Source organism: Colwellia sp. E150_009, from assembly GCF_053543955.1.
Genome location: NZ_JBHFOM010000013.1, coordinates 22,167 through 46,932, shown reverse-complemented (window position 1 = coordinate 46,932; position 24,766 = coordinate 22,167). Strand labels below are relative to the sequence as shown.

The window sequence follows — 24,766 nt, the reverse complement described above, 5'->3', positions numbered from 1 at the left end:
TCAGGACTTCACTTGAAAAAGTTGATAAAATGGTAGAACACTCAAAAGAGGGATTAAAAACTCAGTATTTACATCACAAATATACCATTAATCAAGTTGACTATATCTAACCATGACACAAGTGAAAAATATCACGCCTCCTGCTAACACATTAACAATATTACCTGACAATACATTACAACAAGCTAAGCTTTCAGAAGCGGCTATTGTGATTAGTTTCAATGGTATAAGCCATGTGGTAATGATGGCATCGCCTGCTCATTTGAAAGACTTTGCTCTGGGCTTTGCTTTAAGTGAAGGTTTAATTGGTTCGGTTAAAGAAGTGTTAGATACTGTTGTTCATTCTCATGATTATGGTTGGCAAGTAGATATTCAAATACTTGCCAGTAGCCAAAACCGTTTGAAACAACGTCGTAGAAAAATGACAGGGCCAATTGGTTGTGGCCTTTGTGGGATAGACTCTCTTGAAGCTGCGATGGAATTAAGCTATTCGTCAAATATAGAGCTTAATAAAAACAAGGTATTACCCTGCGAAGCAACCATTATTAAAGCTAAAGATGCCTTACCTATGATAGTAAAACAATCAGGTGGCATTCGAGGTAATCATGTAGCAGCATATTTTGATTTATCTGCAAAGGTTATTGCGAGTAGAGAAGATGTAGGGCGTCATTCTGCATTGGATAAACTGTTGGGCTGTTTGTCAAAGGGAGCACAACCTATTACTGAGGGTTTTGTTCTGTTAACTAGCCGCTGTAGTCATGATTTAATTGCCAAAATAGCCCGTTTAAATTTATTTACTTTAGTAACCTTAGCACAACCCACTGATTTAGCTGTAAATTCCGCACGTAAAGCAGGCATAGCCCTTTTTTGCTTTCAGTATGGCCAACTTAAACGTTTTGCTTAAGAGAAATATATGTCTAAACCAAACAAGTCACTTAGCTCTAAAAATCAACAAAATAATGATACTCCTAAATATTCACCTCCTGCGGGTGGCTGGGGAGCGCTAAAAAGCTCAGCTAAACACCTTATGCAGAGTGAAAACTCAATAAAAGGAGTCAAAGCTTTATTAAGAGCGAATCAACCTGGTGGTTTTGACTGTCCGGGCTGTGCTTGGGGAGATTCAGAAAAAGCAGGGAAAATCGATTTTTGTGAAAATGGTGTAAAGGCTATTGCATGGGAAGCAACCAGTAAACGTGTTGATGCCAATTTTTTCAAGCAGTATTCCATTACAGAATTAAAACGTTGGGATGATCACTCACTTGAAAAAAGTGGCCGTTTAACAGAACCTATGTACTACGACGGTAAGCATGATCATTACCAACCTATTAGTTGGAACAAGGCTTTTAGTGTTATTGCTGAACAGCTTAAAGCGCTTGCTTCGCCTAATGAAGCTTTGCTGTATACATCTGGTCGAGCGAGTAATGAAGTAGCCTATTTATATCAGTTATTTGGTCGGGTTTTGGGTACAAACAATTTTCCAGATTGCTCTAATATGTGCCATGAAGCCTCTGGCGTTGGTATGACGCGTAGTTTAGGTACAGGGAAGGGCACAGTAACTATGGATGATTTTGACCATGCCGATGCTATTTTTGTTTTTGGTCAAAACCCTGGCACTAATCATCCACGTATGTTGGGTACGTTACGAAAGGCCAGTAAACGCGGTGCAACTATTGTTTCTATTAATAACCTGAAAGAACGTGGATTACAAAAGTTTACCGATCCACAAAGTGCAAAAGAAATGATCCTTTTCACAGGTACTAAAATTAGTGGTTACTACTTTACCCCCCGATTAGGTGGTGACATGGCGTTATTACGTGGTGTTGCTAAGTGTTTATTTGAACGATTTGAACAAGATAAATCAGTGCTTGATATTGAGTTTATTAATGAACATTGCCGTGGTTTTGAAGCATACAAACGCAGTGTTGAATTAACGACTTGGGATAAAATAATTAACCAGTGCAGTTTAAATAGAGCTGATATTGAAAAGCTAGCTGATATATACACAAGTAGCGAAAATGTAATTTTTACATGGGCCATGGGAATCACTCAACATCGTCACTCAGTAGCTACGGTAAGAGAACTTGTTAATGTATTGATGTTAAGAGGCAACATAGGTAAAAAAGGTGCTGGCGCTTGTCCTGTTCGTGGTCATTCAAATGTACAGGGCAATCGCACTGTTGGCATTAATGAAAAGCCACCGATGGAGTTTCTTGATTCGTTAGAAAAGCAATATGCCTTCAGTGTACCGCGTGATGCAGGGTATAACACGGTTGAGTCAATTGCAGCCATGTTAACAGAAAAAGCCAAAGTATTTATAGCGCTGGGTGGAAATTTTGCCGCCGCTACACCTGACACACAAAGAACCTATCAAGCATTACAAAAATGCGATTTAACTGTGCAAATCAGTACTAAACTTAATCGTAGCCATTTAATGACAGGAAAAAATGCTTTAATTCTTCCCTGCTTAGGACGAACTGAAATTGATCGCCAAGCAAGTGGTGAACAATGTATTACAGTTGAAGACTCTATGAGCATGGTACATAGTTCGAAAGGTCAAAATGAACCTGCTTCGCCAAACTTACGTTCAGAAACGTCTATTATTGCGAGTATGGCAATGGCTTCGGTAGGAAATAAGCTAGTTGATTGGCTAAAATTTTCTAATGATTATGCTTTTATTCGAGATGAAATAAGTGCTGTTATTCCCAATTTCGATAATTATAATGAAAAGATAAAAACAGGCAGAGGTTTTTATTTACAAAATTTAGCAGCTCAACGTCAATGGAAAACGCCTGAGAAAAAAGCGATGTTTTCAGCGACTAAATTACCCGAACAACTCGCGCATGAAATTGCCAAAGATAAAACAGAAAACCTTGTGTTTACCTTGCAAACGTTACGCTCTCATGATCAATATAATACCAGTATTTACGGATTAGATGATCGTTACCGCGGTGTTTATGGCGAACGAAAAGTTATCTTTATCAATGCCGAAGACATGGCTAAAATACCTTTAGTTAATGGTGATTTTGTTAAAATAACGACTGTTTCAGATGATAGTGTAGCGCGTTCAGTAACAGACTTTAAAGTGATGGAATATGCTATTCCGCCAGGATGCATTGCTGCTTACTATCCTGAAACTAACCCTTTAGTGCCCTTAGAAAGCGTAGCAGATGATTGCGGCACACCAACCTCTAAATCAATACCCGTTACGCTAGAAAAAATATAAATCATGAGGTAAAAAACTGTTTATCTTTTTTGATTCCAATAAGCACTGCCAATATAACAATTTATTGTTATATTGGCAGTGCTCGTTAAGATAAGCTTTTAATTGTTTAACAACACTGGCTTCAGTCGCTATAAAAATAGCTGTATTGGTTAATTTTTTGGGCTGTGTTATTAACTTATTTGGTGTAATAATCCAATTAAGTTTTATACCTTGTAGTATGGTGAAGTGTTGAATAGTTGATTGACTGAATCTGATTGAATAAGTTAACCGAGAGTGTTTATGCCAAATAATTTGTCTATTCGTTCATACAGTACAAAACCAACGAGCCATAGCCATTCGTTTAACCAGTTGGTGTTACCGTTAAAAGGCGTAATTCAGATAAGTGTCGGTAATTTTAATGGTAAAGTAGCACCAGGTGAATGTGTCGTAGTAAAGTGTGGTGAAGTACATCTTTTTACCGCAAATACTGAAGCGAGGTTTGTTGTTGCTGATATGCAGGTACTACCAGAGAATATTTTATCTTCTGAACGTGTTGTTTTTTCGATCAACTCATCGCTTGTTAGTTATTTAGCTTTTATCGAGAAACAGTTAGAGCATCAAGTAAATATAGCGCTTGAACGTGCAATGTATAATACCTTTTGTTTACTACTAATAGAACAACCCTTGTTACCAACAATAGACTACCGAATTGGTGCTGCTATCAGCTTTATTGAAAATAATCTTGCGGATAAATTACAAATTAACCGTTTGGCAAAAATAGCTTTTTTAAGCGAAACACAGTTTAAAAAACTCTTTAAAGAGCAAACCGGGTATTCAGTAATGAAGTATGTCACTATGCTTCGCATGGAAAAAGCGCAAGCACTACTTACGCATACAGACTACCGATTACAACTGATAGGTGAAAAAGTAGGGTACAGTGAACTGTCAATGTTTAGTCGTAAATTTTCTCAGTATTGCGGTATTTCACCCACAAAATTCAAAAAATAACATTCGTCTTATTTGTCAATATAAACGTCTTAATCGTCAAGTTTAATAGTGAATAACAGGGTATAGTTTTTTTGCTTACTTACCTGATGAGATACAGATTAATATGATGAATCAAGGCCACATTTTTAAAGGCGTTATAGCAATTGTAATTGCTAGTTTTCTATGGGGAACCACAGGCACGGCGGCAAGTTATGCTCATAATGTTAGCTCATTAGGTATTGGCGCTTTTTCAACTGGTGTTGGTGGCCTTCTATTGGCACTTGTTGCACACAGAAGAATACAACTAGACTATAAACGTTTGCTTGCTCAACCCATGTTAATATTAATGGGTAGTGCCTGTGTAGCTATTTACCCGTTAGCATTTTATAACTCGATGCGCTTTTCAGGTGTAGCCATTGGAACCGTTATCTCTATCGCGAGTGCGCCATTTTTTTCTGTGTTATTGGAGCGTCTGATCAGTAAAAAATATATATCGCTATATTGGGTCATTAGTTTTATTATTGGAGCGGTTGGTATTGTATTTTTAGTCATGGGCAAAAGCCACGAAAACTCGTCTTTAAATAATCATTTATTACAAAATATGGGGGTGCTTTTAGGTTTGCTTGCTGGGCTCACTTATGCTGGTTATTCATGGGCTGCAAAGCATTTGATAGAAAAGGGGGTACATTCACAATCATCAGTGGCGGTGCAATTTGGTATTGCGGCTTTGTTTTTATTGCCATCCTTATGGTTTACAGGCGAAAATATTTTCTCAACCATAACGAATACTTCTGTGGTTATATATATGGCATTTGCGCCAATGTTTTTGGGATATTTACTTTTTGGCTTTGGTTTAAAGTCAATTGACGCCAGTAGAGCAACTTTAATTACTTTAATAGAGCCGTTAGTGGCTACGCTTCTGGCTATCTATATTGTTGGCGAAAGCTTTAAAATCATTGGTTGGGTTGGTATGGGGTTAGTCTCACTTTGTTTATTATTACAAACAATTCCGTTTAATTTTAACAGGCAAAAAACGGCAACTGTTTCTATTCCGCTAATGCGAGAGTATTAGCTATTTTTAATCCTGCTTTGCAAGCTAACAGAGGTAATGCCAAGAATAATTTATCGAGTTATGTTATTAATGATTAAAAACAATAATTAAGAATTAAGTTAGTGTATTTTGATTAACCAATAAGATAAAAATGAGTTATTCTACAGGCACGTTAAACGCCTAAATGGTAGAAATGGCTAGGGAAATTGACAAATGAAAATTATCCATAATATATTCGTAACCATAGCTATATTGTTTGGTCTTGTCACTATTGTTGCAGGTACTCGCATTCTTCTGGGGACAAATCCAGGCTACATCGTTTTTTTACCTTTACTAATATATAACGCAGTGATGGGTATAGTATATGTTGTTGCTGGTATCACTGCATGGCGTAATATTAAACAAGGCATGCAGATGGCGGCTGTTATTTTTTTGCTGAATATCGTTGTTTTAACGATAATCTTTTTAATGTACAAGCAAGGTGTTGCTATTGCGGTTGACAGCCTTCGTGCTATGTCTTTACGAACCTTTGTTTGGTTTGTTCTGTTTGCTGGATTCTGGTGGATATATCGTAATAATAACGTTGACTATTTCAAGCCCAACGTTTAAGTTTTTACTTATGCCAACATTGATGAATGAAATTAAATAACCTGATGTAATAGAGTTAAGTACATAAATGATAAAGCGAGTGATGGAGTATGGGTGATTTAATCCTTTGGTTATTTTTTGAGGTATTTTTCGGGTATGTGTTTTATATCACAGGAGCAACTATCGTTAGAATGGTTTCTTTAGGGAAAAGTAGGGTAGAACTTTATTCGCTTCGTAGCTATAGCAATAGAAAAAAATCAAAAATTCGTACACCATCGCAAGCCTATTTAGTCGGGGTGCTTTTTTATGTAGTCCTTACCGTTTTACTCGTTTTATTTTACTAAACCTTTATCGATAGAGTTCTATTCCTAAAGAATATAGGCTAACTTTAAATGTATAAGAAATGAAATGTATAGGAAATGCATATTTCTAGGAACTTTTAGACCGTAACAATCAATAAGCTTGCCCAGTCTAAAAACAAACAACATAACGCCCTAGATTAATTACTTAATAAACAAGGATGTCCTATTGTACCTTCACATCCTATAGAAACACTACCTCGTCCACCGAAACTACCACTTACGGTAAAGCCCATTTTGTTGATAAAAGCTTCTACATTTGCAGCTGCTCCTCTAACCTGAAATGCACCATTTCCTGTCGCTATTATCATAACCCCCTCGCTACGCCCAGAATCAGTTTTAGCTGTAAATTCATACCCCACACTGCCATCAGGGTAAATATTCAAACTTGTATATTTAAACTGAAAGGTATCACCGTTAGTACCAAATTGCACTGTAACAACATATTGCGCTGTAATAACGGTATTCAGAGCGGTAGAGCCAAATGCCCCTGAAATTGTCCTAACACTAGCTATAATGTTATTTTCATAATATCTACCAATAGCTTGAGCAACATCTGCTTGCATAGATGGGCTTCTGACAAGATCCACGACATTAAAGCTTGAGCTATCAAACATATAAGGACTGATCGCACTGATTGAAATATTGCCTTTAATTAAACGATCAAATTGGTGTTTAAATGCTCTTAATTCTTCTATACCAGATGTCAAGTCTACAGAAGGGGTAGCTTCCACCGCTGAGTGCTGTCCAGGTTCATTAAATACGTAAAAGCTGTTAGCTTCGATGGTTTTAAAATCAATAACATTCACTTTTCCATTTCGGCCTGATAAAACAGCTAATGATTTTTGTTCTGCATAGGAACAATCATCACATGTTAGGTAATTAATAGACTGAGCGTTAGTATGTAGAGAAGGTAATGCTATAATCAGCATAAAAATGGGTAGTAGTAACTTCATTTGGTTCATCCTTGTTGTTATATATTTGATATACAATTCACTGTATTGAATAAAAAACTCTCATTTAGTTTGAAAACATCATTTAAGTTTATTATGAATTACTTAAAATTAACAGACTGACTATATACCTAAAGTGATAAAAATAACTCTTTGTAAAAGAGTTAAACGAGATGATATAGCCAAGATAAAGTAAAGTTTGTTATTTTACCAAAATAAACGTTAATTTAATGTCAATTTTCCATATTGCGAAGAACAGAGTATTAACAGCCTGTTTTGTTAAAAATGATAAATACACACAGGGACTAAACAAGCTTAACTAACCGACTCGGTAGCCAGACGTTGCTGCTGCCACTTCATGATTCTGGGTAGTATTAAACCAGTAATCACAATTACTACTCCCAATAACTGCAACTCAGTGACATTTTGGCCGTAAGTAAATGCAGTTAATGCAGCAAAAACGGGAACAAAGTTGAAAAATAAAGATGCGTTGGTAGCTCCCAGTTGTTTCACGCCAGAAATCCATAATAAATAACCACCTACTGTACCAAATATACCAATAAACATTAAATCAGCTAAAGTAGTACCGCTTATTACTAAGCTTTCTTGTAGCGGATGAACATCAGCATTAAATACTGTGACTAATGAAATTACCCCTAAACCTGATAACATGCCGAGTAAGGTATAAGGAATCATTGGCATCGAATGGCTTATTCCTTGTGTTAAATAGGTGTAAAGGCTCCAACATAACATGCCCAGAAATATCATTTGATCACCGTGATTGAATTGAACCCCTAGCAAGCGTTTTAACTCACCATTGGTTAACACTAATAACACGCCAGACAAGCAAACTACCAAGCTAAAAACTGTACTGCGAGCAGGAAGTTTACGTTGCAGCAAACTACCAAGTAAAGATGTTGCTAATGGGCTTAGTGCCATAATCAAAGCCCCATTGTTAGCATCCGTTTGCGCTAGGCCACTAAATAAACCTAAGTTCAACCCACCCACGCCAACGATAGAAACACTAATCGCCCAAGTCCATTGTTTTGGCGTTAGATTAGGCATAGAGATCTTTTTCCATTTTGTGTAAATGAATAAGCAAATAGCAGCGATGGCAAAACGCCAAATAACTAAGGTTAGCGCGTGTACTTGTGCCAACGCATGTTTACCAACAGGAAAACATGCGCCCCAGAAAAATGCACACAGTAGTAATAATAAAATGGCATTCGTATTTGTTGAACGATTCATATTTATTTCCATAGAAAGAAAACTTGAGAAAATGTGAGTGACAGTGTATATGTTTTAAATGTGGTATAAATAGATAAAAATGAGATGTAACATTCCAAATATGAAATTTAATTATTCTCTTGATGACATGCGTTACTTTTGTGCTGTTGCCCAGCATAGTAGTTTTAAAAAGGCTTCAGAAATATTAGAGCTTCCTCTTTCAACATTAAGCCGACGAGTCGCTAAGTTAGAAGAAGATTTAGGGATAAGACTGCTAAATCGTGATGCTCATCGGGTTCAATTAACCCACTCAGGACAAAGGTATTATGAAAGGAGCTTCTCCCTTTTTGAAGAATTAAATGATGTGGCGCTATGTCTTTTACAAGACAAAACACAAGCAAAAGGCATCATTAGAATTACTGCACCAGTGAATTTTGGTATGCATGTTTTAGCCCAGCATTTTAATGCTTTTTTAGTTCATTATCCTGATATTTATTTAGATTTACGCCTTTCAAATCAAAATATTGATCTTGAAGGGGAAGCTATCGACATAGCATTTCGTATTGGTGATCATAATACAGGCCACTGGATTGGTCGGCATTTAACTAATATTCGTTTTGTTATTTGCGGCTCAGAAAAATTAAATATACCTAACCTAAAATCACCATGCGATTTGGAAGGCTTTGCCACTGTATTGTGTGCACCTATGTCTACGTGGAAGCTACAACACAATACATCTAAAGAGAGAAAAATACATAAGCCAACTCAAAACATTCGGCTAAAAGTAGACGACATTAGTTTACTCACTCGCGCGATACAAGATGGCATTGGTATTGGATTTATCCCTGACTATCACGCGCAACCATTGATTGATTCAGGGGTGCTTAAACAAATTTTACCTGAGTGGAGCAACCAGCCTCGTGGGTGCCAAATGCTCTATCGAGATCGTGACAATATACCATTTAGGTTACGCTTGCTAATAGATTTTATGGTCAAACGTTTCAATGAGAATCCAGTATAAAGTTAATTGAGTAATGAATTTGGTCAGCTTGATAGTTATGGTGAATGACCATGACAAAAAGAGGTATAAATATCAAAATTGCAAATAAAAAATGAAATTAGCCAGCCAAAGGGGTACCGATAGTGGCTACTAATTGTTATTTGACTTACCACCAAGGTGCAGATGTAGGATAATTACCTACTATTGAATATATAACGTTGGGTTGTTAAAGCATATTCATAAAAAAATAGGTGTTGCATAGCAGACACCTATTTTTTTCTTTTGCATAAGGCTTATTAAAGCCTGTTTGATTGATGTTTTACTTACTAATCATCACTTTGATTAGTAAAAGTCATTTTGTAACCCGTTGCAGAACTCGCGTCTTTTTCTAAAAGAACAAACTGATTTTTACTGTCTTCGTTAAGTGTTAATTGGCTTGTTGCAAGTACAATATTACTGCTGTCTAATGTACCAATCACGTAAACAGTGTATGTGTTATTAAGTAACCCAACGGTACTTGGCGTAGCAAATATTGCTGTTAAATACTGATCAGCCGTTTCTATAATTTCATCATTGCGTACAAAGTACACTTTAATATTAGTAAAGTCGTCAACAATTTCATCTTGGTCGATTAAGTTTACTACTGTCATTTGATGACTATAAATACTTTCAGTTTTACTGTTTTCAACAACCAGTGAATTTAGCGTTATTTCTATTTCGTCGATACGGCCATCACCATCTTCGTCAATGTCGCCATCTTCATCTTCATCTACAGCTTCTTCTAAAAGATAGAAAAAGATTGTTTTATCAGTATTTTCATTTAATGGTAATAAATGATTATTGATAATAACACTTTGCTCATTTGGTGTTACCAAACTCATACTATAATCGCCAGAGCTGATTAGTGTTGTTGGGCTATATTCACCATAGTTGAGTGCTGACACTTCAGGTGAGTCATCAATGGTATTGATGTAAAAATCAAATGAGCTTGTATATTGTGGTAGTAGTGGGTGCTCTACAATACCATTATATACACGGTAACTGGCTTCAGAATTAGTGTCTGAATAAGCTTGTACTGCTGAGGTTGATACAATATCTATCATAAATGGAGATGAGCCTACGCCAGTATTAGCTCTAACAACGATGATATATTCCGCAGCATAAGGAAAAGTGATATCAGGTGAGGTATATAAAACGTCAGTACTACCAGCAGAGGTAATGTAAAAGATGTACTCGTCTTGGTCTAACTTTTGATTGTCAGACATAACACTATAATTAGCTTGGTTTAATAATTTAGCTTCATTGAATGTTTCATCTGATTCAGAGTAATAAATATCTATTCCTGCAGATAAATCATGCATGTTAAGTACTCTAACGTTAAATAAATCGTCGACGTTATCGTCATCAATTTCATCATCATCTCTTACTGGAATTTCATAAACCATGATACTTGGTTCTTTAATATCACCAGCGATAACAATAAACTGAGTGGCATCACTATTTATTCTTAGTGGTTCTTCATAAATAGTTTCTAAATCATATTGATTGTTGTATTCATTTTGCCAAGCTAACTCAATATCATAGGTGTCAGGGTCGTAAGAGAAACGACTGCCAACTTTGGTGAAAGAGATGGCTGAATATGTTTTTTCGCTATAATCATCATCGTCATATTGGTCTACAGTTAAATAAATTCCAGGTGCATTTGGAGAAAGGTTGTATAACTGAATATATCCAGTGTCTGAATCACTACTACCCCCACAGCCATATAAAGTTAATGAAAAAATCAAGCTAAACCACAATGGGATAAAACGTTTGTAGCTAGAGTTTTGAAAGCTTCTGAGAGTCATTTTTTTTCCTTTTAGTAAGTATCACTATTAACTACTTGCAAATTTAAGGCGAATAAAAGTCTTAAATTTATTGCTGATATTTAAAATTTTAAGCAGATCATTAGGTTAATTAAATTGCTGTTTTGGCATGTGGATAAAGAGTATTGTATTGGGTAAGTTCCGTTTACACATGCGCCTTTACATATCTTTACATATCTCGGATTAATAAACTACACTAATCAAGTAAAGTGACCACTTTATATGGTCTACACTAAGTTGAATAGTGTGATTTTATCTGAATACACCCTATAAGAGGCTCTATTTTAGTTTAAGTTCAAGTTTAAGTTCAAGTTTTTAGTTCGAGCATAACGTGTTTCATTTTTTGTAATGCTTTTTTTTTCAATCTGTCGAATACGCTCTTGTGATACACCATATTTGTTAAAAAAGTGATAACAGAGTAAATGTCATCACTTCATATAAATATCGCTAACGTTTAATTGTTAGTTAATTGTATTACTTAAGCACGCGCTTCTTTAGCTTCTAATGTACATGCTTTTTCTTCAATGATTAAACCTGCTTCAACAGCGTCGATAGCGCGTTGGTCATGTTTGTTTGCAGGGCAACCACAAGTATGATCACTAATGTTATGTAAACGAGCTTGCTCTAAGTGCCATTGTGCTACTTTGATATGTTGGTCAACATTCATTTTATTTCTCCAGGACGGTAATTATTAAGGCTTTAATCTATCAAAATTGATAAGAAGGGGGATTGTAATTAAAATTTCCTTTATGTCTAGAAATATTTGATAATATCTTAAGCTGTTGTTCTATATCAAAGATGATGTGTTTGTTTGCTGTTATGAAGCAATTATAGTTATGCGATAAAACTGAGCGATAAAGCAGAGTAGTGTTCTTGAAATAGTTGGTTTATTAAGAGCACATGGCTAAGTTCAGTTACAGCATTAAACGAGGTATTTCAATTGCAGGGCAACTATTTACTATCATAGGTATATTATGTTTAAGGGCTAATAATTCAGCTTGTGTATCACTTACACCTTGTTGCGCCCAAATAAATTTAACATGATATTGTTTTGCTGCATCAACGATATCGTAAAGGTATTTTGATTGGCGGAAAACATCAATCATGTCAATAGCCACTGGAATATCATTTAAACAGTTATACACCTCGCGACCCTGTATTTTTTGTCCTGTTAGTTTAGGATTTACAGGGAACACTTGGTATCCTTGTTCAATGAGAAATGCCATCACTTTATAGCTGTCACGATCAGGTTTGGCGCTTGCACCAATTAATGCGATGGTTTGGGTGTTTTTCAAAATATGAGAGATTTTTGCATCTCGAGAGGCTGTGTTTATCTCTGTACTCATTATTCTAACCCTTTCCAAACAGGAGGTCTTTTGTCAAAAAATGCTGAAATGCCTTCTTCACATTCCTCTGAAAGCATAGCGTGTAGCATTGCATAACTGGCTGTGTGATAAGCTTGTTCAATTGATTCTTCAATTTGTTGGTAATAGGCAAGTTTACCTGAATAAATACCCACGGCTGATTTTTTTGCAATTTTATCTGCTAGTTTTTCAGTTTCTTCAAGTAGAGCTTCTTTACTGACAACTTTATTAAGTAGGCCAAATCGCATGGCATCTTCAGCAGAAAATAGATCGCCCGTTAAGGCTAATTCCATTGCATGTTTACGATGCATATTTCTACCTATGCCAACAAGCGGTGTAGTGCAAAATGTACCTATATTTACTCCTGGAGCGCAAAATAATGCTTGTTCTTGTGCAATAGCTAAATCACACATTGATACTAATTGGCAGCCTGCGGCACTTGCTGTTCCTTGAACACAGGCAATAATAGCTTTAGGTGATTTAATTAACGACATCATAAATTGTGTGCAATCATCTAAAATGCCCTTAACGCGTTTTTCATTATTGGGCTCACAGTTCGGTTTTTTTCCTGACATTTCTTTTAGATCGTGGCCTGCGGAAAAAACCTTGCCTTCACCTTTTATCACGATAACACGAACATCATCATTGTCATTCGCTTCTTTAATATGCCGATGTAAAGTTTGTAACATAGTTGATGATAAAGGGTTTCTTTCTGCTGGCCGGTTCATTGACAACCAAAGCACGTGGTTTTTAATATGGCTTAATACATAAGATTGTTCTTTTTCGTTATTGGACATATATACTTCCTTTTTTCGTTTTATAAAACGCTTTTAGGCGTGCTAAGTTTAGAAATAATTATATTTAATTATTTTAGTATTCAGTGTAAGCACAAAAATAATTGGGTGTTATTAGACCTTGGTGCTACTAAAGTTTGGTTGGCAGTATTATGCGTATGGTAACTCCATCAGGCGAAGAGTGGTTTTTTGCACTGATTTTACCCTGATGAAATTGACATATTAGCCTCGCAATATATAAGCCTAAGCCCAAATGCGGTTGTTCATGCTCTTTTTTATTTATTGATACATGGTTACGTAATGAAACCATAGAATCAAACAAATTCTCACTAAGTAATTTAGGTAATAAAATACCATTGTTGTGAATTAATAATTCAGCTTGATTATTTTGGTGATGTAACTCAATGGTTATTACCTTGTCTTGACTGAATTCAACGGCATTATGAATTACTTTGTCTAATAATTGCACTATATGCTCAGGCGAACCGTGTAGCGTTAGGTTTGCTATTTTTTTATTTAAGTGGGAAGTATCTAACAGAAAAGTAAAATCACTATAAACTTGTCGATAACCAGCAATACAGCCTGAAACAACAGTATGTAAATCAAAATCTATTTTTTCAGTGCTTGACAACATTTGTTCAAGACGAGTTGCTTCGCTCATGTTAGTTAAAATTAAGTTTAAAGTATTAATACCTGTTTGTGCGCGTTCAATATAGGCATTTTTGTCGTTATTAGCTTGGGATGAATTATTAACTTGTGGAAAATTAGTGTGCTGGGCTTGTAATGCTAAATTTTCAAGAGATGTTTTAACCACAGCAATAGGCGTTCTTAATTCATGAGAAAGTCGAGAAGACATACTTTCTAAATAATGGTTGTATTCACTTAATCGGTTAACTGCGGTGGTAAAGCTACGTGATAAATCACCAATTTCATCACGGCTAGTAGAGGGGGAAATAGTGCCTATAATCCGCCCTTGCGGATCAATGGCTAATTCTGCTTGATTAGATAAGTGTCGGATACGTGATGAAATACGGGTAGCAAAAGTAATAAAAGTTAATGCACCCAGCACCATGATAGCTAAAATAACAGTAAAGAGTTTTTCTAAAGCGCGATTTCTTAACGTGCGAATGCCATTAGTTGTTTCTTCAACAATAACCGCTCCTTGTACTTGATCATTAATAAAAATAGGGTATGCGGCAGACAAGACTAACGCTTGTTTATCTGTAGTTAATCGCCATTGAGATTTAGCCAAGCCTGATAAAGCGCTAACAATATGTTCACCGCTTAAATGACCTGCATCGTAAAGTTGATCAATAAAATCAGTAGGAGGCTTGGTTAGAATTTTGTAATACAAGGGCAATAATATATGCTGTTCAAATTGATACCACAGGCTTTGTTTATCACTCGCACGTACTATTTTTTTTGTGTCATGCCAAACACCATTGGCAGATTTCAATGAGCCTGCACTGGCTAATACTCTGTGATGTTGATCGACAACCCAGATACTTGAATTAGTGTAACGCATTCCTTTAACAATACGTTCAATTTCAGGAGATGGAACGAGGATTGTTCCTAAACTGTCAAGTTTGCTTGGGTCGGCTGAGCCAATGGCTGAAACAGCGTTACCAGCGGGTTTATCTATATCAAAAAAAGCAAAAGCAATTTTATCACCAAGGGTCTTTAGTGGCACTCTCAGTTCAATATTATAACCTTGGGGAGTAACTAACCAATGCCCTTGAATATGTGCTGCGGGTTTTGGGATGTCATCGATATTGTTGGTAATGCTGAAAGCAGATATCCAACCCGCTTGTTTATTACTGACAATAAAACGGTTTAAATTGTTATTCTGATCGGTAAAAGATAGGGCTAAATGGTCATTGTTAGTAATGCTTCGGTTATTTTTACCTCGGAATACAACTTGGTTATCAACTACTTGAAAAAACAAATAAAGGTATTTGTCGTATTTACCAACACTGGCTTTAAAGTTAAGACTTAGCGCTTCGTTGGCAAACAGTTGTTGCTGTTGATGATAAAAATGAGCCTGTTGAGAAAAATTAGGCCAATCGTTATGTAATCCGTCAAGTTGAATAGCTTCAGTTAACTGATATCCGTATAAATCTTTGCCTTGTTCAACACTGGGTAAAAAACTGGCTTGGTTATTAAATAAATTTTCACGTTCGTGTAAAGCAGTTGCTAATGCTCTTGCTGTACCAACCAAGGTTTGCTCTTGTCCAAAGCGTAAATATTTCTCCATTTCCCATACATATTGATAGCCAAACCAGGGAATAACAAACAGAAAGCTAGACAACAGTAATAATTTTGTTCTTAAGCCAAAACGAAATTGTAAAGGTTTTTTATTAGCCACAATTTTATTAACCACTTTACTATTAGCCATCAATACGTGTGTTATTCATTTCACTTAACCAACGATAGCCCATGCCATAAACGGTTTCTATACAATCAAATTGCTCATCGGCGTTGGCAAATTTTTTACGAATGCGTTTAATATGAGAAGTGATTGTGCTGTCATCAACATAAATTTTTGAATCAGTCATTAATTGAGTACGGTTTTTAACATGACCAGGATGTTTAGCTAAGGCATGAACTAACCAAAATTCAGTAATAGTTAAATCAATAGGTTTATTTTGCCATGTAATTGTCATACGTTGGCTGTCAATAGTTAATGAACCCGTTTGGGTAATATGATCATTGTTTATAGGCTGTTTAAGGGCTTCTTGACGACGAAATAATGCTGATATACGTGCAGTTAAATGAGGTAAGCTAATGTCTTTAGTTAAATAGTCATCTGCGCCTATTCTAAGCCCTGAAACCGTATCAAAGTCATTATCTCGGGCAGTTAAAAAGATAATAGGTAAACTAGCTGATTTAGCGCGTAAATACTGGCACAGCACAAATCCGCCATCGTATTCTTCATTCAAACCAATATCTAAAATAACTAAGTGTGGCAAACGTAAATTAAATGCTTGTGTGGCTGTTTCTCTGTTGGCATAGGTTTGTACTTGGTAGCCTTGTGATCGTAGTACATCGGCATAATTCTCGCGTATGGCCGTTTCATCTTCAACAATAGCAATTCGTTTGGTCATAGTAATACTTCTAATTGGTAGCTTGTCTTCGACTATATCTAAATTTTTACTTTAGTGCGCCTTATTTTTGAAATTGCCATATTGTTGCCATAATTGCTCAGCAGTTTGGCTTTTTTTCTCCATATCCTTGCCTTTATATTGGGGTTTAATAGCTGTGTTCAACAAAAAAGATATTAGCAATATTTTGAAAACACAGACAACATAAAAGAGGAATATTATGAAAGCAATTAACACTCAAAATAAAATTAACTTAGCCTCCAATAGTAAAGGCAATTGTTCAAAAACAATTTTATTAGCCACAATGTTTGCAACTGTAATGATGAGCACATCGGCATCTGCTTATAACAGCACTTTGGATAAAAAACTAACAGTGGCTGAAAGACATCAAGAAAAAACTAATAATGAAAATATTGGCTTTGGTACAGGGGCATTAATTGGTGGGGTAATAGCAGGACCTTTAGGTGCAATGGTTGCGGGTATAGGGGGCACTATGATTGCAAAATTTATTAATGTTAAAGATGATAACGAAACATTAAATACCACTTTATTAGAAGAAAAAAAACTATACGATTTGAATAAAGAGCAAACTGAAAAGCAGTATCAGGCCAAATTACAACGTTTGCAAAATACTTATCAGCAACAGTTATTAGCCCTTGAAAATCAACAACAAACTACTGGGCAACTACAAGCAAATAATTTATTAATGAGTTTGCAGTTTTCTACTGGTTCAAGTGATATAGCCGCCCATTACCAAGAGCAAGTTGAAGCTCTTGCACAAATACTTAACCGTTCACCAAAAATGAAAATTGATTTGTCAGGCTACACCGATTTAACAGGGGAGGCTGCATTGAATCAAACTTTATCAAAAGCCAGAGTAGAGACAGTAAAAAACTTATTAATGGCGATGGGAGTTAATGAAGAGCAAATAGCTACGTTTGCCTTTGGTGAAAATTCGCCTGTTGTGGCAAATAATGAACGCGAAGTTAGTTTTTATGATCGTCGTGTTGTATTGAAGTTACATAATCCATCATCGTTAAACGATGATAAAGTGGCCAACAACTACTAAAAATTCCGATAAACCACTAATTTTTGATATAAAAACAAGTGGTTAATTTAATATAATAGTTTTCCTAACCTTTGTCTGCGCATACGCCAAAATAGCTTTAATCAGTTATTTATCAAACTAAAAGGCTCAGTAAGTTAATATTATTGTTATCTTGCTGAGTCTTCCACTGCTAGCGCATTTTAATCCTAGATTCCAACAGGGTTGAGCGATAATCATCGTCTAACCCTGCCATTTTCTTTTTCCTCTCTATACATGCTGACTTGGTTGTACCTTGTTTAAAGAGTGATATCACTATCTTTCGCATTACATTAAACACAAGTGGTCCCTGCTTTTTACGTATTCTCGACTCATCTTCTCTAAAGTTCATATCCAACATCCAATGCATGCTTTCAACCTGCCAATGGCTGCGTACCGCATTGAGTGTAAATCTAGTGAGTTGATATACCAGCGTGTTTCTGTGGTATTCGTATCTGCTGACAAGTCCTTGTTTCAATACGCCCATGCCCTGAGCTTATTTCGGTATACTCATCACAATTGCGCTTGGTGAAACCTTCACGTTCTGAGTTAAAATGTTTCAGAAAGGTAGTGTTAATATTAAGTGACAAAGGTGATTATTATGCCTTGATCTGATCGCCACTTGTTCTAAAGGCTCAATTTATAATGATCTTGCCGTGTACAAATCTCTCAAAAGTTAATGATTATCATTTGTGTTTAAGTTATCTGTCTGTATAATATCGCAAATTATTTTAAGTCGTAAAAATATACATTTAGGGGTAATCATGAAATTTAAGCGCCATTTTGTACTTTCTTCGTTAGTGTTAGCTATGGGTTTTCCTGCCTATGGGCAAGAATCATCACAAGCCGAAAACATTGAAAAAAATGATAAGCAAGTAGAGATCATTTCAATTGTAGGTGTACGCCAAGATCGTGTAAGTAAAGGGGCTACTGGCTTAACACTAGAGATTAACGAAACACCACAATCAATTAGCGTTATAAGCTCTGAGCAAATTAAAAGTTTTGCTGCTAATAGTATTAATGACGTTATGCAAATGGCAACAGGTATCACAGTTCAGCAAGGTGAAACTAACCGAACTCGTTATACATCTCGCGGTTTTGATATTAAAAGCACTCAACTTGATGGTATTGGTTTACCTAATAGTTGGGGTCTTATTACGGGTGTAATGGAAAGCTATGGATACGAAGAAGTAGAAATTATTCGCGGCGCTAATGGCCAATTAACTGGTATAGGTAATGCTGGGGGTACCATTAATTATGTTCGTAAACGCCCAACAAACGAAAATGAAGGGGAGGTTGCTGTAGTACTCGGTTCAGATGCGCTTAAACGTTTAGAAGCCGATTATTCCTTATTTCTAACAGAAAGTGGTAGTTGGGCTGCGCGAGTTGTTGCTGTTTTAGAAGACTCTGAATCATATCTTGTTGGTTTAGAAGATGATCATACTTATTTATCAGTGGTTGTTGATGGTCAAGTTACAGACAATTCAACAGTGACATTTGGAGCTTCATACCAAGACGCAAATACTGATGGTAATATGTGGGGCGGTTTACCTTTAGCTTATGCTGATGGCACACAGGCCGATTTTGATGTAAGCACGAGTCCAACTCAAGATTGGACTATGTGGGACACCGAAAATATAAGCGCTTTTGTTGAATATTCTTATATTTTTGATAATGATTGGGAAATAAAAACAACTTACAACAGACAAGAATCAAACGATCAAAGTAAATTGTTTTTTGTCGCTGGCTTAGAAAATAGTGAAACGAATCGAGTATCAAGAAGTTCTACGGGTAGATATGCTGGTGATTTTAGTGCTGATTTGTTTGATTTAACAGCTAAAGGTGAATATCATTTATTTAATCAAACACATGAGTTAATGTTTGGCACAAGCATATCAAAAAGTACCAGTCTTAGTTTTAATAACCCATACGACAAAACCACAACTCCTGCTTATGGTATTACGCCTATTTTTCCTTATCCGCTAGACTTAACGCCTGAGCCAGTGTGGGAAGAACAAGTTGAAACAGCAAATTTAGATATCACCCTAACACGTTATTTTGGTTCAACTAAAATAAACCTTAACGATGAGTTATTTGTTATCGCAGGTTTCAATGCCATTGACTATACCCGGGAAGGATATAATTCAGGTGGTACAGTTAAGAATGAAGAAAATGAGATCAGCCCTTATCTTGCAGCAACCTATTCAATAACTGAAAATACCAATGCATATATCAGTTATTCAGATATTTATGAACCACAAGACCGATATGACTACTATTATCATTTTTTAGCCCCTAGTAAAGGTGTTAATTATGAAATTGGCATAAAGACCCAATGGTTAGATAATACCATACTTACTAGTTTTGCTCTTTTCAGTGCCGAACAAGATAATATTGCCGTAAGAGCTGGAACAAATGACGAAGGTAAGGCTTATTATGAAGGAACCTCTATGACATCAGAAGGGGTTGAGATAGAAGTTATTGGCCGACTGACTGAAAACCTTAATACCACTTTTGCTTATACATTCATGGATATAGAAGATGAAGCTGGTGACGATACAAGTGCATGGGAACCTAAAAATGCAGTGAAGTTCTTACTAGACTATACATTGCCTGCAGTACCTGAACTGGTTGTTGGGTTGGGTGGTAGATGGCAATCAAAAACCGAAGATTTATCAGGTGTGGTAAAGCAAGACGCATATGTATTATTAAATGCCTTTGCCCGTTGGAATATATCAAATAGCCTTTCAATACAAGCAAACATTAATAATATTACTGATGAAAAATATATCACTGGTTTACAATATGTTGGTTTCTACGCTGCTCCAACTAACGGTAGCATTAAAGCAACGTATAGCTTTTAAAAATTTTTGAGAGGTTATCTCTAGGATAAGTTGTTTGGTTTAGTTTCTCCATTTTAACTTATCCATAAAATAGAATAGGGGGGTTATGCCTACCAGAGAATAAACTCTATATGGAAAACTATTCTGCTAAGTCATGATGACTTTTATAAGCTGCTGTGTTTTTAAAAGTGCGCTGCTCAGGTAAATTATTTATTTCTCGTAAAGTTTTTTGACCGTTTATTGATTTTTCTAAAGTAAATCCATCATATAATTTTCCATTTGTAGTAAATGATTGATATATAAGCTTATTATCGGTTTTTTTGATGATTTGATATGTCGGTGTGTTCTCTCCCATTCGTTCAAGAGTTACACCATAGTTGCTGTACTCTTTCCAACGCGATGGCTTTTGAGGGTAAGTTTTAGGGCCAGCAACGGATGTTACAAAGACTGATTTAATTTTTTTTGGGGCACTAGTATTAGATAATTTTGATATGCTTTTTTCGATACCAATGCTACCTCGAGCATAAGTGTGATCATGGCCTTGTAGCACTAGGTCAACATTATGTTTTAAGAATACAGGTAAAAAAGCGGCTCTAATTTCTGGTTCGTCTTGACCTAGGGTATTTAATGGCATACCACAAGATGAAAATATTGGATGATGCATTGTTACTATTCGCCACTGGGCGGCGCTGTTTTGTAATTTATTGTCTAACCATTTAGCCTGAGCTTGTAATAAGGCAATACTCCCTTGAGCTTCTGAGTTAAGTACAAAAATATCTAAATCAGGGTATTGTGATACGTAAACGGTTTCTTGTAATTCTTTAGGAAGTTCAGGGGTTAATGGTAGTGTGAACTGGTCTTGCCATAGTGTTGAAAGTGCCCATTTTTTTTGCGTGTTAGATTTTACTTGCCAATCATATTCGTGGTTTCCTGCTACTAGCACGGCGGGTAGCATGCCATGAATAAAACGCCCAGCATTTAGCCAGTTTGACCATTGTTTATCGTTCGCACCTTCATTTACTAAATCACCTGCGTAAATGGCAAATTCGGCATTTGTTGCATGTTTCCATGCGCGTCTTAATACCATTGGCCAGTGAGAATGAATACCATTTTGTGCATCGCCAAAATAGAGAAATTCAATATCATGATTATTTTGCTTAGGTGATGTTTTAATTTGTTGCCAAGAAGACCACTTGTCTTTAGCCCCGCTAACACGGTAGTTGTATAGTGTATTGGGCGTTAAACCTGTAAAGGTAATTGAATGATAATTCACCCCAGATAGTTCAACATTAGCAGGATAATTAAATACGCCAAAGTTATTTTTACCTTGCTTTAAAGAAACAATACTTGTGCTAGCTTCAATTGTACTTACATTGATGTCATATCGGGCATTTGAATTGGCTTTAACAAGTTGTCCGTAAGCTGTTTTAACATCTTGGTTTGTTCTCCAAGTAAGTGAAATACTGTTAGAAGGATTTTGTGTTGCTGTTGCAATAATACGATCTGGCCAAGAAGAAGCAGGTGGATAAGGTGTTTCTGCTTTAGTTGGTTGAGAATTACTGTAGGCTGTGTTTGAAATAAGTAATAGTAGTACTAAGTTGAAAAACCACATTAATGAAGACATGATGGGCACCTAAACGTTGTAATAATTGATAGTAAAGCGCACCAGTTTTTGGTGCGCGTGAAATGTATACGTTAATTTATAGGTTGATTAAAATGCGTAACTAACACCGCCACCAAAGGTTGCTGGCGCTCCTACTAAACGAGAACCACTGTTTAGTTCAAGAAAATAAACTTCGTCAGTAATGTTACGTGCGTAAGCATAAATATTTAGGCCATTATTAAAGGTTACATCGGCTCGTAGCCCGAGCAAGCTATATGATGGTGTCGTGTTACCATCACCAGCATTTAAGCGATTAGACTCTTCACCATGATAACTATAATTAATACGCGCATTTAACTGAGTATTGTTAGTGAATGATGTTTCATAATTAAGCGCAGCAGTTTGGCTCCACTTTGGTGAACCAGGGAGCGGATCGCCAATAGTACTGATAACATCGTTAACTCTATTTGAGCTGAATTCTGTAATTTCAGTGTCTAAATAGGTGCCAGCAGTATTAAATGTAATTCGGTGGTTTTTTGCTTCATATAAGGTTACAGCAATCGATGCTTCAGCACCGCGAACTGTTGCTTTACCTACGTTTGTTCTACCGTTAGTATCATTTGACAAACGAGCGGTTGCTTGTAGCTCTTCAAAGTCATAAGAAAACACATCAAAGGTTAAGTTGACATTATCACTAACATAGCGGGCACCTGCTTCATAGGCGAGTACCTCTTCTGATTCAAAGGGGTGGGTTTCTTCTTCTGAGAAAATTGAGGTGCCATCAAATCCGCCGCCACGATAAGCGGTACTAACAGAGGCAAACACATTGATGTTGTTGTTCACAAAATATTGAACAGCTAATTTTCCTGATACGTTGCTGTCGTCAAATTCTTTATCCCATGAGAAGTTTGCGTCAGTTTTGAATGTATCTTCAAATTTAGAAAGTCCCCAAGGATCGGCGTCTATATTTTCACCACGAAATTTAGCGCTATCTTTGGTGTAGCGAAGTCCTGCACTAATGACTAAATCATTTGATACATTCCAATCTATATTACCAAAAGTAGCAGCACTGTTACGGCGCTGGTTATAAGGTGAACTGTACTGAGATAACACAGCATAACTAGTCCAGTTACTAGTAAAATCTACAGAGTCGTTAATAAAAAATGCCCCAACAATCCAATCGAATGTTCCGCCAGTTGTATCGCTTAGGCGAATCTCTAATGATGTTTGGTTTAAACTATCGTCAAAATTGTATTGGTAGCGTGGGAAAGAGGTACCATCACCGTTGCCACTGACATTGCGTTCGCTATTTTGCAAACCAAATAGTACATCTACATTTAAGTTTGAATTTAATTGGCGACTAAAGTCAGCTGAAAAACCACTTACGTCAATTTCGTGAGAATAATATTCACTGGTATAAAACTCAAAGGGATCGTCATTTTCCCCTGCATTGAGGGTAGAGGTATCATCGTTAAATGCTATACGATCATATTGACGTGTATCACCGCGATCTTGGCTCACAAAATAATGTAAAGTGAGTGATGTTATGTCATCAAATTTATACTCAGCGGTGCCTCGAAAAGCAAATAAATCGGCATCACCGAAGCCATCACGTTCACCTGGATCAGCAATTTGAGGCAAAATACCTTCAGTACCTTCAGGTACAAATCCAGCAAAGTTACCTGCACCTTTACCGTCCATGAAACCGCCACCTTGTTTCATTAATACAGCAACACGAACACCTAAATTATCTGATACTGGGCCGCCAATTGCAGCGCTGCCAGAAACAAAATCATATGAGCCGTATTCTATATCAGCATAACCGTTTAATGTATCACCAGGGGCACGAGTGATTGCATTAATTGTTCCTGCGGTAGTATTACGGCCATATAACGTACCTTGTGGGCCTTTAAGTACTTCAATACGCTCTAAATCAAAAAGAGGCATACTCAAATAGGCATTTGACGTTTGATAAATACCATCTATATGCAGTGCGACTGACGGGTTACCATTAGGTTTGTAGTCATCTGCTCCACCAATGCCACGAATAGTAATAAAACTATTTTCAGGGCCACCAAAGGCTGAATTGATTGATATACCAGAGAGGCTATCAATTAAGTTTGTAAAGTCTGTTACACCTTGATCTTTTAATTCATCTCCACCTAACACTGAAATTGCTATAGGAGTGTCTTGTAAGCTACTTTCACGCTTAAGGCCTGTAACGACAATTTCATCCATAGGGGCTTGATAGTTAGAAGCACGTTTATTGGTTGAGTTAGGGGTTAAGTCAGCTTTTTTAATTATAATGGCGCCACTTGCTTGCTCTTGAGCTATGAGTCCACTGCCTATTAATAATTGTTCTACCGCTTTAATCACTGATAGTTTCCCTATAGCTGCAACGGCTTGCTTGTCACTTACTAGCCGACTTGGCGCTATAATTACTGTACCTGTTTGCTGAGCAAGCTGGTTAAGTGCTTGACCAAGGGGTTGAACAGCAATATTTATTTCAGTTTGTTTTGCAAATACATATTGAGGTGCAAAAGAAGTAAGCGCTCCGCTAAAAAGTGCGAACTTGATAGAACGTTTGAGTAATGTTTTCATGATGTTTATTCCTGTTAATTAATATAGGTTCGTTACAAGAGTCATCATGAGTAAATTTTTTTCAGTAAATCATTATATTTAACAAAAACTTCATATAATAAATATTATCGATAATGTCCTAAATACTGCTAGATTAAGGGTTAT

The 24,766-nt window shown here is 36.4% G+C and carries 18 protein-coding genes and 1 pseudogene; 8 read left to right on the top strand and 11 right to left on the bottom strand.

Going from position 1 to position 24,766, the window contains the following annotated elements; translation table 11 throughout:
- Positions 1 to 112 precede the first annotated feature (112 nt).
- The 5 genes from fdhD to ACE1OF_RS08130 all read left to right on the top strand — a co-directional run bounded on the left by fdhD (position 113) and on the right by ACE1OF_RS08130 (position 5,849).
- A complete protein-coding gene (gene fdhD, locus ACE1OF_RS08150; protein WP_448893790.1) occupies positions 113 to 904 on the top strand; it encodes a formate dehydrogenase accessory sulfurtransferase FdhD in 792 nt (263 codons plus the stop codon).
- Positions 905 to 913: 9 nt separating this feature from the next.
- Positions 914 to 3,223, top strand: a complete 2,310-nt coding sequence (locus ACE1OF_RS08145) for an FdhF/YdeP family oxidoreductase (RefSeq protein WP_448893789.1) — start codon at positions 914 to 916, stop codon at positions 3,221 to 3,223.
- Between the two features lie 279 nt (positions 3,224 to 3,502).
- A complete protein-coding gene (locus tag ACE1OF_RS08140; protein WP_448893788.1) occupies positions 3,503 to 4,210 on the top strand; it encodes an AraC family transcriptional regulator in 708 nt (235 codons plus the stop codon).
- Positions 4,211 to 4,313: 103 nt separating this feature from the next.
- A complete protein-coding gene (locus tag ACE1OF_RS08135; protein WP_448893787.1) occupies positions 4,314 to 5,261 on the top strand; it encodes a DMT family transporter in 948 nt (315 codons plus the stop codon).
- A gap of 192 nt (positions 5,262 to 5,453) precedes the next feature.
- On the top strand, positions 5,454 to 5,849 hold the full coding sequence (locus ACE1OF_RS08130) for a hypothetical protein (RefSeq protein ID WP_448893786.1): 396 nt from the start codon (positions 5,454 to 5,456) through the stop codon (positions 5,847 to 5,849).
- A gap of 478 nt (positions 5,850 to 6,327) precedes the next feature.
- Here ACE1OF_RS08130 and ACE1OF_RS08125 read toward each other — a convergent pair whose 3' ends face one another.
- Both ACE1OF_RS08125 and ACE1OF_RS08120 read right to left on the bottom strand, forming a co-directional pair.
- Positions 6,328 to 7,143, bottom strand: coding sequence for a hypothetical protein (locus tag ACE1OF_RS08125; protein WP_448893785.1), 816 nt, complete (start codon positions 7,141 to 7,143; stop codon positions 6,328 to 6,330).
- 312 nt (positions 7,144 to 7,455) lie between these two features.
- Positions 7,456 to 8,388: a DMT family transporter gene (locus tag ACE1OF_RS08120; RefSeq protein WP_448893784.1), complete on the bottom strand. Its 933-nt coding sequence runs from the start codon at positions 8,386 to 8,388 to the stop codon at positions 7,456 to 7,458.
- 100 nt (positions 8,389 to 8,488) lie between these two features.
- On the opposite strand from ACE1OF_RS08120, the gene ACE1OF_RS08115 reads away from it, so the two are divergent.
- On the top strand, positions 8,489 to 9,388 hold the full coding sequence (locus ACE1OF_RS08115; RefSeq protein WP_448893783.1) for a LysR family transcriptional regulator: 900 nt from the start codon (positions 8,489 to 8,491) through the stop codon (positions 9,386 to 9,388).
- A 305-nt stretch (positions 9,389 to 9,693) separates the two neighbouring features.
- Here ACE1OF_RS08115 and ACE1OF_RS08110 read toward each other — a convergent pair whose 3' ends face one another.
- From ACE1OF_RS08110 to pdsR, 6 genes are all read right to left on the bottom strand, one after another.
- Positions 9,694 to 11,214 (bottom strand): hypothetical protein, encoded by a 1,521-nt coding sequence (locus ACE1OF_RS08110; protein ID WP_448893782.1) that lies wholly within the window; start codon positions 11,212 to 11,214, stop codon positions 9,694 to 9,696.
- Between the two features lie 496 nt (positions 11,215 to 11,710).
- Entirely contained in the window at positions 11,711 to 11,899 is a 189-nt protein-coding gene (locus ACE1OF_RS08105; protein ID WP_448893781.1) for a hypothetical protein, read from the bottom strand.
- A gap of 247 nt (positions 11,900 to 12,146) precedes the next feature.
- Positions 12,147 to 12,578, bottom strand: a complete 432-nt coding sequence (locus ACE1OF_RS08100) for a CoA-binding protein (protein WP_448893780.1) — start codon at positions 12,576 to 12,578, stop codon at positions 12,147 to 12,149.
- Positions 12,578 to 13,393 (bottom strand): enoyl-CoA hydratase, encoded by an 816-nt coding sequence (locus ACE1OF_RS08095; RefSeq protein WP_448893779.1) that lies wholly within the window; start codon positions 13,391 to 13,393, stop codon positions 12,578 to 12,580. Before ACE1OF_RS08095 ends, ACE1OF_RS08100 begins: the two co-directional genes overlap by 1 nt.
- Before the next feature lie 127 nt (positions 13,394 to 13,520).
- Positions 13,521 to 15,785 (bottom strand): proteobacterial dedicated sortase system histidine kinase, encoded by a 2,265-nt coding sequence (gene pdsS / locus ACE1OF_RS08090; RefSeq protein ID WP_448893778.1) that lies wholly within the window; start codon positions 15,783 to 15,785, stop codon positions 13,521 to 13,523.
- Positions 15,778 to 16,494 carry a proteobacterial dedicated sortase system response regulator gene (gene pdsR / locus ACE1OF_RS08085; protein WP_448893777.1) on the bottom strand — a complete coding sequence of 239 codons (717 nt, stop codon included), beginning with the start codon at positions 16,492 to 16,494 and terminating at the stop codon, positions 15,778 to 15,780. The genes pdsS and pdsR overlap by 8 nt, the downstream gene beginning before the upstream one ends.
- A 217-nt stretch (positions 16,495 to 16,711) precedes the next feature.
- Between pdsR and pdsO the strand changes: the two genes are divergently transcribed.
- The gene (pdsO, locus tag ACE1OF_RS08080) at positions 16,712 to 17,560 is read left to right on the top strand and encodes a sortase-associated OmpA-like protein PdsO (protein ID WP_448893776.1); all 849 of its coding nucleotides are present in this window, start codon (positions 16,712 to 16,714) and stop codon (positions 17,558 to 17,560) included.
- A 169-nt stretch (positions 17,561 to 17,729) separates the two neighbouring features.
- Here pdsO and ACE1OF_RS08075 read toward each other — a convergent pair.
- Positions 17,730 to 18,019: pseudogene (locus ACE1OF_RS08075) on the bottom strand (transposase); the annotation flags it as partial.
- 320 nt (positions 18,020 to 18,339) lie between these two features.
- Between ACE1OF_RS08075 and ACE1OF_RS08070 the strand changes: the two are divergent.
- Positions 18,340 to 20,439 carry a TonB-dependent siderophore receptor gene (locus ACE1OF_RS08070; RefSeq protein ID WP_448893775.1) on the top strand — a complete coding sequence of 700 codons (2,100 nt, stop codon included), beginning with the start codon at positions 18,340 to 18,342 and terminating at the stop codon, positions 20,437 to 20,439.
- 118 nt (positions 20,440 to 20,557) lie between these two features.
- On the opposite strand, the gene ACE1OF_RS08065 is transcribed toward ACE1OF_RS08070, so the two are convergent.
- Together ACE1OF_RS08065 and ACE1OF_RS08060 are read right to left on the bottom strand one after the other, a co-directional pair.
- A complete protein-coding gene (locus tag ACE1OF_RS08065) occupies positions 20,558 to 22,042 on the bottom strand; it encodes a fibronectin type III domain-containing protein (RefSeq protein WP_448893774.1) in 1,485 nt (494 codons plus the stop codon).
- A gap of 87 nt (positions 22,043 to 22,129) precedes the next feature.
- On the bottom strand, positions 22,130 to 24,622 hold the full coding sequence (locus tag ACE1OF_RS08060; protein ID WP_448893773.1) for a TonB-dependent receptor domain-containing protein: 2,493 nt from the start codon (positions 24,620 to 24,622) through the stop codon (positions 22,130 to 22,132).
- Positions 24,623 to 24,766 lie beyond the last annotated feature (144 nt).